The organism is Streptomyces sp. NPDC004788 (assembly GCF_053601115.1).
This window is the reverse complement of sequence record NZ_JBSGBF010000165.1, coordinates 1-7,977: the sequence shown is the minus strand read 5'-3', so window position 1 is coordinate 7,977 and position 7,977 is coordinate 1. Positions and strand designations below refer to the sequence as shown.

9 protein-coding genes and 1 pseudogene are annotated in these 7,977 nt (G+C 74.1%); 3 read left to right on the top strand and 7 right to left on the bottom strand.

What is annotated here, in order from left to right; translation table 11 throughout:
- The coding region (locus ACWEJX_RS36725; RefSeq protein ID WP_451611748.1) for a CapA family protein at positions 1–631 on the bottom strand (631 nt) is incomplete at its 3' end.
- Positions 632–790: 159 nt separating this feature from the next.
- On the opposite strand from ACWEJX_RS36725, the gene ACWEJX_RS36720 reads away from it, so the two are divergent.
- The gene (locus ACWEJX_RS36720; RefSeq protein ID WP_451611747.1) at positions 791–1,417 is read left to right on the top strand and encodes a glyoxalase; all 627 of its coding nucleotides are present in this window, start codon (positions 791–793) and stop codon (positions 1,415–1,417) included.
- Between the two features lie 18 nt (positions 1,418–1,435).
- Here the strand turns inward: ACWEJX_RS36720 and ACWEJX_RS36715 are convergent, their stop codons facing one another.
- From ACWEJX_RS36715 to ACWEJX_RS36705, 3 genes are read right to left on the bottom strand one after another with little or no spacing between them, the layout of a single operon-like run.
- A complete protein-coding gene (locus ACWEJX_RS36715; RefSeq protein WP_451611746.1) occupies positions 1,436–3,058 on the bottom strand; it encodes a multicopper oxidase family protein in 1,623 nt (540 codons plus the stop codon).
- On the bottom strand, positions 3,055–3,477 hold the full coding sequence (locus ACWEJX_RS36710) for a hypothetical protein (RefSeq protein WP_451611745.1): 423 nt from the start codon (positions 3,475–3,477) through the stop codon (positions 3,055–3,057). The genes ACWEJX_RS36715 and ACWEJX_RS36710 overlap by 4 nt, the downstream gene beginning before the upstream one ends.
- Positions 3,474–3,830, bottom strand: a complete 357-nt coding sequence (locus tag ACWEJX_RS36705) for a darcynin family protein (RefSeq protein ID WP_451611744.1) — start codon at positions 3,828–3,830, stop codon at positions 3,474–3,476. The genes ACWEJX_RS36710 and ACWEJX_RS36705 overlap by 4 nt, the downstream gene beginning before the upstream one ends.
- A gap of 91 nt (positions 3,831–3,921) precedes the next feature.
- Between ACWEJX_RS36705 and ACWEJX_RS36700 the strand changes: the two genes are divergently transcribed.
- On the top strand, positions 3,922–4,710 hold the full coding sequence (locus ACWEJX_RS36700; protein WP_451611743.1) for a TetR/AcrR family transcriptional regulator: 789 nt from the start codon (positions 3,922–3,924) through the stop codon (positions 4,708–4,710).
- A 67-nt stretch (positions 4,711–4,777) separates the two neighbouring features.
- Here ACWEJX_RS36700 and ACWEJX_RS36695 read toward each other — a convergent pair whose 3' ends face one another.
- A complete protein-coding gene (locus tag ACWEJX_RS36695) occupies positions 4,778–5,413 on the bottom strand; it encodes a DUF6197 family protein (RefSeq protein WP_451611742.1) in 636 nt (211 codons plus the stop codon).
- Positions 5,414–5,514: 101 nt separating this feature from the next.
- On the opposite strand from ACWEJX_RS36695, the gene ACWEJX_RS36690 reads away from it, so the two are divergent.
- On the top strand, positions 5,515–6,171 hold the full coding sequence (locus ACWEJX_RS36690) for an NADPH-dependent F420 reductase (protein ID WP_451611741.1): 657 nt from the start codon (positions 5,515–5,517) through the stop codon (positions 6,169–6,171).
- A gap of 32 nt (positions 6,172–6,203) precedes the next feature.
- On the opposite strand, the gene ACWEJX_RS36685 is transcribed toward ACWEJX_RS36690, so the two are convergent.
- Together ACWEJX_RS36685 and ACWEJX_RS36680 are read right to left on the bottom strand one after the other, a co-directional pair.
- A complete protein-coding gene (locus ACWEJX_RS36685) occupies positions 6,204–7,655 on the bottom strand; it encodes an aspartate ammonia-lyase (protein ID WP_451611740.1) in 1,452 nt (483 codons plus the stop codon).
- A 13-nt stretch (positions 7,656–7,668) separates the two neighbouring features.
- Positions 7,669–7,977, bottom strand: a pseudogene (locus tag ACWEJX_RS36680) (hypothetical protein); the annotation flags it as partial.

Sequence of the window (7,977 nt, the reverse complement as noted above, 5' to 3'; positions counted from 1 at the left end):
CTCCATGAAGCTCGCCGTGCGGCCCGGCGCCGTCGTGCACCCCGCTGCGCCGTGCGGTCGCCGCCCAGTCGCGCGGCACGCCGCTTGAGGCGAAGCCGAGCGCGTGGACGAGCAGCCGGCGGCCGCCGGGCAGCGGCACGACGGCGGGCCGCCGCGCCTCCTCGGCGTCCCGCCCGGCGCCCGCGGTGCGCAGCCCTGCGGCCGCCAGCGCGTCGAGGGTGTCGTCGAGGCCGCGCCGGCCGTAGTCGAGCGTGTGGTTGTTGGCGAGGACGACGACATCGGGCCGTACGACGCCGAGCGCGGCCAGGTTCTCCGGCGCCATCCGGTAGTGCACGGCCTTGCCGGGGAAGGGCACGCCGTGGCGGGTCACCGAGGTCTCCAGGTTGACCACCCGCGCGTCGGGCCGGGCCGCGTCGATCAGACCGAGCGCCTCGCCCCAGGGATAGCCGGGGGCCACCTGCCGGGGCACGGGCCCGGAGACGGCTTCGGCGAGGGTCACGTAGTCGCGGGCGTCCCGCACGTACCGCTCCGTGAGGGCGGGGTCGACGGGACGGGGAAGGATCTGGTCGATCCCCCGGCCGAGCATCACGTCGCCGCAGAGGAACAGTCCGGTCAGACCGCCGCCGCCCATACACCCAGGGTAGTCCGCGGGGCGCCGCCGCTCCGGTGCGGTCGTCCTGGACCTGAGCCGATCGGGCAGGAGGCGATCGGTCAGGACGCGATCGGGCAGGAGGCGATCGGTCAGGATTCGAGAAGCGCCGGTCGGCCCGCCGGACCTAGCGTGATCGTCATGACCTCACTCACGCACCTCACCCTCGAAGTCGCCGACCTGACGGCCGCCGAACGCTTCTACGCCGCCTCCGGCCTCGGTGCCCATGTGCGCCTGCGCCCCGCCACGGACGAGCCGTCGGACGGCTTCCGCGGCTTCGCGGTCTCCCTCACCGTCGACCGGCCGGCCGACGTCCGCGCCCTGGTCGACGCCGCCCTCGACGCCGGGGCGACCGCCCTGAAGCCCGCCGCCAAGTCCTTCTGGGGCTACGGCGGTGTCGTCCGGACGCCGGACGGGACGATCTGGAAGTTCGCCTCCTCGGAGAAGAAGGACACCGGCCCCGCGACCGGGCGGATCGACCGGGTCGTGCTCCTGCTCGGCGCTACGGACGTGGCCGCCACCAAGCAGTTCTACGTGGAGCAGGGCCTCACCGTGGCCAAGAGCTTCGGCCGCAAGTACGTCGAGTTCGCCGGCGCCGAGGGCGCCGTCACGCTCGCCCTGTACGGCCGCCGGGCGCTCGCCAAGGACGTCGCCGTCCCGGCCGACGGCACCGGGTCCCACCGGATCGCGCTGGGCGGCGACGGCGGATCGTTCACGGACCCGGACGGCTTCGTGTGGGAGCCCGCCACGGTCACGAGCGCACGTTGACGCACCGGCCGGGATCGCCTAGGTGACCTGGAAGTCGGCCATCATCGCCATGTCCTCGTGTTCGAGGTTGTGGCAGTGCAGCATGTACCGGCCCCGGTAGCCCGCGAAGCGGGCCAGGACCTCGACGACCTCGTACGGGCGGACGTCGACGGTGTCCTTCCAGCCGGCGTCGCTCGCCCTCGGGCGGCGGTCGCCGCGGGCGACGACCTGGAAGTGCGCCAGATGGACGTGGACGGGGTGGTGGAAGTCGCTGCTGAAACGCCAGCGCTCGACCGTGCCGAGGCGCGGGGTGGCCAGCACGCGCCCGGGGGCGTACGGCCGGCCGTTCACCGTCCAGAGCTGGTGGTCGTCGTCGGTGCGGGTGCGGCGGAAGTCGAAGGTGCGGACGGGTGTCGAGGCCGTGGGCACGAGACGCTCGAAGGCCGACAGACGCGCGGGGACGTGGCTGTCGTCCTTCGCGGTGCGGGCGACGCGGAAGCGCATGACCTGGCGCATGCGCCCGGCCGCCGTGGTGTTGACGAGGGTGACGCTGCTGCCGACGGGGTGGGCGGAGAAGTCGATGACGACGTCGGAGCGTTCGGCGGGCGCCAGGTCGAGGGTGGTGAGGCGCTGGGGCGCGGCCAGCAGCCCGCCGTCGCTGCCGATCCGGACGAACGGCGGGTGCCCGCCGGTCTCGGCGTCCAGGCGCAGCCGGTAGCGGCGGGCGTTGGCGGCGTTGAGCAGACGGAAGCGGTAGCGGGTGGCGGAGACCTCGAACTCCGGCCAGGGCGCGCCGTTGACGAGCTGGACGTCTCCGAGGACGCCGTCCATGTAGGCGTCCTCGACGCCGGGCGTCGTGGTCCCGGTGGGGTCGAGGGCGGGATAGCGGAAGGAACCGTCGGCCTCGAAGGCGCGGTCGCACAGCATGAGCGGGAGGTCGCGCTCGCCGCCGGGCAGCGGGAGCCGGTCCTCCTCGGCGTCGCGGACGAGGAAGAAGCCGGCGAGCCCGCGCCAGACCTGCGGGGCGCTGAAGTCCATGCGGTGGTCGTGGTACCAGAGCGTCGCGGCGCGCTGGGGCAGCGGGTAGTCGTAGGTGCGGTACGGCGTGCCGGCCGCCCCTCCGCCCATGCCGTCCATGCCGTCCATGCCGCCCATGGCCGTCGTGGGGTGCGCGGGGCGCCGGGGCTGTCCGGTCGCCTGCTCCGGCGGCACCAGGTCCGTCGGATAGCCGTCGGACTGCGGTGGGGTGATGCCGCCGTGCAGGTGCATGGCGGTGGGGACGGTCAGCCTGTTGCGTACGCGTACGGTGGTACGGCGGCCCGAGCGGGCGGCGAAGGTCGGGCCGGGGAAGGTCCCGTCGTACCCCCAGACCGTGGTCTTGAGGCCGGGAAGGATCTCGACCCGGCCCTCCCGCTGGTCCAACTCGTAGTGGTCCGCGCCGATCTCGCTGCGCACCGGGCGCGCCGTCCTGGGCACGGGCAGCGGGACGGTGAAGGGGGCGGGCAGGGGGACGGCGCTGGTCAGGAGACGTCCGGTGGTGGGGGCGGTGATCCGGGCGCAACCGGCCGCGCCCAGCGTGACGGCCGCTCCCGCCCCGGCGGCGAGACCCAGGAACGTCCGGCGGTTCGGCGCGGGCCCGACTGCGGGCGGAGACGGGCTCATGCGATCGCTCCTGCCTCGGACGTCTCGGCGCCGGCGGTCCGGTGGGCGAAGGCCCAGCAGGTCAGGGCCGTCGCGCAGCCGAACACGGCCATGCCGAGCGGCAGATGGGCGGCCAGCAGGCGGGCCTCGCCGAGTGCCTGCTGGGCGCCGACCAGGGCGATCAGGAGGACGGCGGCCGCCGCCGGCCAGACGGGTCCGGGCAGGAGGCGCCGGGTCAGGACCCCGGCGAGGGCCTGGAGCACCGCGAGGGCCTGGAGCAGCTCGGCGTTGGCCGCGTGCCAGGCGAGCAGGTCGACGTCTCCGGTGACGAACAGGCCGGCCAGGGCGGCCTGCAGGAGCGTGTCGAGGAGGACGAGCGCGGCGCAGGCCCGCAGCAGGTGCAGCGGCCAATGGCGGCGGCGGAGCGGAGTGGTCGTCATGCGCGGGCTCCTGCGCGCGCCCGCTCGGCGAGGGTGTCCTCGTACTCCTGGAAGCCGTCCCGGACGCCGAGGAAGACCTCGCCGAACTCCAGGTATCCCTCGCTGATCAGCGGGGTGTCGCGCAGCGCCTCGACGAGGAAGTAGTAGGCGCGCAGGTCCTCGGTCTCCAGGACGGCGAAGTCGCTGAACCGGCCCTGGAACGCCTCGGCGTCGAAGAAGCGGGCCGTGACGCGGTCCGCGTGGGCGGCGAGGACCGGCTCGACGTGCGCGGCGCGCAGGGCGTTCCGCTCGGGGCGGGACAGGGCCAGCCAGCGCGGAGTGACGGTGTAGGTCAGCACGATGCCGTAAGTCATGGGATCCCCCTCGGGCCGCCGGATCGGCGGCGATAGCTAACACCGTTTACTTTCGGGAGGGAGCTAAAGTGATACGTGTTAACTTTGTCAAGTGACCCCATCGGACTCCCCCGCCGACACCCCGGCCCCCGGCCCGGCTCCCGCCCCCGCCCCCGACCCGGCCCCCGCACCCGCACCACCCCCGGCCCCCACCCGGCGCCACCGCGTCCGCGAGCAGGCGCTCGACGAGATCCTGCGCACCGCCCGGCGTCTGCTCGTCGAACAGGGCCAGACCGCCGTCACGCTGCGCGCCATCGCCCGCGAGATGGGCATGACGGCACCCGGCCTGTACCGCTACTACGCCAACCACCAGGACCTGATCCAGGCCCTGGCCTCGCATCTCTACGACGAACTGGCCGGCGCCCTGGCCGCCGCGCGCGACCGGCAGCCCGAGGAAGACCCCGGGCGGCGGCTGCGCGCGGTCTGCGCGGAGCTGCGCCGCTGGGCCCTGGCGCATCCCCGGGAGTTCGGCCTGCTGTTCGCCAAACCGCTCACGGAGGCCGACACGGACCCCGGGCACCCCGCGCACGACCCCGGCTGGCGCTTCGGCGGCGTGATCCTGCGGCTGATGGTGGAGCTCTGGCACCGCGGCGGCATCCGGCCGCCCGCCGACCTCGACCCCGGGTGGCTCGTCCAGTTGGAGGAGGTGCGCGAACACCTGGAGGGCGAGGACGTCCCGCCGGCGGTCCTGTACGTCTTCGTCGCCTGCTGGGCCCGGCTCTTCGGCACGGTCGCGGTCGAGGCGTTCGGACACCTCGACTTCGCCCTCACCGACCCCGAGCCACTCTTCCGGCACACCGTCGACGACATCCTGTCGGCCCTCGGCGACGGCCCCCGCTGAGCCGGCTCCCCACTGAGCCGGCGCCCGCGCCGCGCGGGGCCCGTCCGATCCCGATCCGCCGAACCGCCTATCGGCCCGCCCGTGCCGCGCGGCGGATGGTGGCGTCCACCAGGGCGAGCGCGTCCTCCGCGGTCCGGCCCGGAGCGCGGTTCCAGGGGCCGATGAGGTCGTACCAGCCGCGGGAGCGGAGCTCTTCGAGCATCCAGGCACCGGCCTCGTTGAGGGTGGCGGCGCTGCCGTGGCCGAGGCGGTGGGCGGTCAGCATGGCGCCGCAGACGCAGCGGGCGCCGCGGACGTCGCGGAGCTTGTACGGGGTGTTCTGCCAGCCCCATTCGGCGAGGACGCGCCGGGCGTGGCCGAGATGGACCGAGGGGAGCACGTCGGGGCTGCCGATACGGCGCCACATGTGCAGCCGGTCGGGCAGCATGGCGCCGAGCCGGCCCGGGAGCGGCCGTTCGGCGGGCGCCGGCGCGGGGCGGGGGTCGAGGGCGGCCAGGGCGTCGGCGACGAGGTGGTCGACGGGGACCGAGAGCAGCCGCCGCCAGTCGGGGGCGACGGGTTCGTCCCGTACCGGCTCCGGCAGCTCTGCCCAGCGGGCCGTCATCTCCTGCCAGGCCGCCGTCTCCAGGAAGGCTGCGGCCTCGCGATCGAGGTCCTCGACGGTGGCGACGGGTGTGACGGGGGTGACGGTGGTGCTCGGCATGCGGGCGACTCCACGAGTGATTCATACCGACTTTGTCCTGATATCGGTAAGAATGTCGGCTTCACCACACTCGGACTTGAGCCCTGCGAAGGAGCACGCCCATGAGGATCGCCGTACTCGGCACCGGCGAGGTCGGCCGGCGGCTCGGCGGCAAGCTGGTCGAACTCGGCCATGAGGTGACGCTCGGCTCGCGCTCCCCGGACCATCCGGGCGCGACGGAGTGGGCGGCGCGGTACCGGGCCGCCCACGGTACGTTCGCGGCGGCCGCGGGCGGCGCGGAGCTGGTGGTGAACGCGACCGGCGGCCTGGTCTCGCTGGCCGCGCTCGAGTCGGCGGGCGCGGAGAACCTGGCGGGCAAGGTGCTCGTCGACGTGTCGAACGCGCTGGACTTCTCGCACGGGACGCCGCCCCGGGTGGTCACCCCGGACGGCGGCAGCGTGGCCGAGCAGATCCAGCGGACCTTCCCCGCCGCCCGGGTGGTGAAGACGCTCAACACCATGACCAACACGGTGATGACGGACCCGGCCCGGGTGCCGGGCGAGCACGTCGTCTTCGTCTGCGGCGACGACCCGGCGGCCCGGGCCGTGGTCACGGACCTGCTGCGGTCCTTCGGCTGGCCGGACGGCCGGATCCTCGACCTCGGCGACCTGACGGCGGCCCGCGGCACCGAGCTGGTGCTGCCGCTGTGGCTGCGGCTGTACGGCACGTTCGGCACCGCGGAGTTCAACTTCGCGGTGCCGAGGGCGCCGGGGACGTGATCGGGCGATCAGACGATCAGACGGTCAGGCGATCAGGAGCCGAGTACGCCACCGAGCTCGCCCGACGCGCCCGTCAGGTGCTCGGGGGTGAGGAGCTCGGCGAGCCGCTCGGGCGGGAGCAGGCCCTTCTCCAGGGTGAGTTCGGCGACCGAGCGGCCGGTGGCGAGGGCCTCCTGGGCGATGGCGGTGGCCGCCGTGTAGCCGAGGTGGGGGTTGAGGGCCGTGGCGAGGCCGATGGAGTTCTCGACGCTCGCGCGCAGGGCGTCGACGTTGGCGGTGATGCCGGTGACACAGCGCTCGGCGAGGGTGAGACAGGCCGCCTTCAGGGAGGTCAGGCTCTTCGACAGGGCGTGGAAGATGACCGGCTCGAAGGCGTTGAGCTGGAGCTGGCCGCCCTCGGCCGCCATGGTGATGGTCATGTCGTTGCCGATGACCTCGAAGGCGACCTGGTTGACGACCTCGGGGATGACCGGGTTGACCTTGCCGGGCATGATGCTCGAACCGGCCTGCACGGGCGGCAGATTGATCTCGCCGAGGCCGGCGCGCGGGCCGGAGGAGAGCAGCCGGAGGTCGTTGCAGGTCTTCGAGAGCTTCACGGCGATCCGCTTGAGGACGCCGGAGAGCTGGACGAAGGCGCCGCAGTCCTGGGTGGCCTCGACCAGGTTGGCGGAGGTGACCAGGGGCAGGCCGGTGATGCCGGCGAGGTGGCGGCGGGCGGTCTCGGCGTAGCCGGGGGCGGCGTTGAGGCCGGTGCCGATGGCGGTGGCGCCGAGGTTGATCTCGTGGATCAGCTCGATCGCCTCGGCGAGGCGGCCGCGGTCCTCCTCCAGCATCACGGCGTACGTGGAGAACTCCTGGCCCAGCGTCATGGGCACGGCGTCCTGGAGCTGGGTGCGGCCCATCTTGACCACGCCGCCGAACTCGACGGCCTTCTCGGCGAAGGCGTCCTGGAGGACGGCCATCGCGCGCAGCAGTTCGCGGGCCGCGCCGATGGCGGCGATGCGGATGGCGGTCGGGTAGACGTCGTTCGTCGACTGGCCGAGGTTGACGTCCTCGTTGGGGTGCAGGTGCGGGTAGTCGCCCTTGGCGTGGCCGAGGAGTTCGAGGGCCCGGTTGGCGACGACCTCGTTGGCGTTCATGTTGGTGGAGGTGCCCGCGCCGCCCTGGACGACGTCGACGACGAACTGCTCGTGCAGCGCGCCGCCCCGGATCTCCCGGCAGGCGGCGACGATGACGTCCGCCTTGGCGGCGGGCAGCAGACCGAGCTCCTCGTTGGCGAGGGCGGCGGCCTCCTTCACGGCGGCGAGCGCGTCGATGAGCAGCGGGTAGACGGAGATCGGGGTGCCGGTGATGGCGAAGTTCTCCGTGGCGCGCAGGGTGTGCACCCCCCAGTACGCCTCGGCGGGGACGTCCCGGTCGCCGAGCAGGTCGTGCTCGCGGCGGACGGGCTGCTCGGGGGCGGTGTTCTGCTGTGCGGGGATCACGGTGATGGGCACCTTACGCGTGGGAGGGGGCGGCGTGGTGGGGGGCGGGGTGGGAGGTCGGGGTGATGCGAGGGGCGGCGCGCCACGGAGACAGGCGCGCCACGGGATCGGGCGGGCCGGCCGGTCTGGCGCGCCGCGCCGTCAGGCGCGCGGCGGGAGCGGGCTGGTCGGCCCGGATGGCCTGCCGCGCGGAAAGGCGTGCAGCGGGAGCGGGCGTCTGCCCGGCGGGCGTACCCGGGCCGCCGGCCGGTGGGCGCGGCTGGCCGGGGCCCGAGGCGGTGCCCGGCCAGTGGGCGGCGGTGAGCGCCCGGCGGTTGGCCGG

Excerpts from the sequence above, each read along its gene's own strand:
- ACWEJX_RS36720 (WP_451611747.1), top strand. The coding sequence starts at position 791 with ATGACCTCACTCACGCACCTCACCCTCGAAGTCGCCGACCTGACGGCC.
- ACWEJX_RS36715 (WP_451611746.1), bottom strand. The coding sequence starts at position 3,058 with ATGAGCCCGTCTCCGCCCGCAGTCGGGCCCGCGCCGAACCGCCGGACG.
- ACWEJX_RS36710 (WP_451611745.1), bottom strand. The coding sequence starts at position 3,477 with ATGACGACCACTCCGCTCCGCCGCCGCCATTGGCCGCTGCACCTGCTG.
- ACWEJX_RS36705 (WP_451611744.1), bottom strand. The coding sequence starts at position 3,830 with ATGACTTACGGCATCGTGCTGACCTACACCGTCACTCCGCGCTGGCTG.
- ACWEJX_RS36695 (WP_451611742.1), bottom strand. The coding sequence starts at position 5,413 with ATGCCGAGCACCACCGTCACCCCCGTCACACCCGTCGCCACCGTCGAG.
- ACWEJX_RS36690 (WP_451611741.1), top strand. The coding sequence starts at position 5,515 with ATGAGGATCGCCGTACTCGGCACCGGCGAGGTCGGCCGGCGGCTCGGC.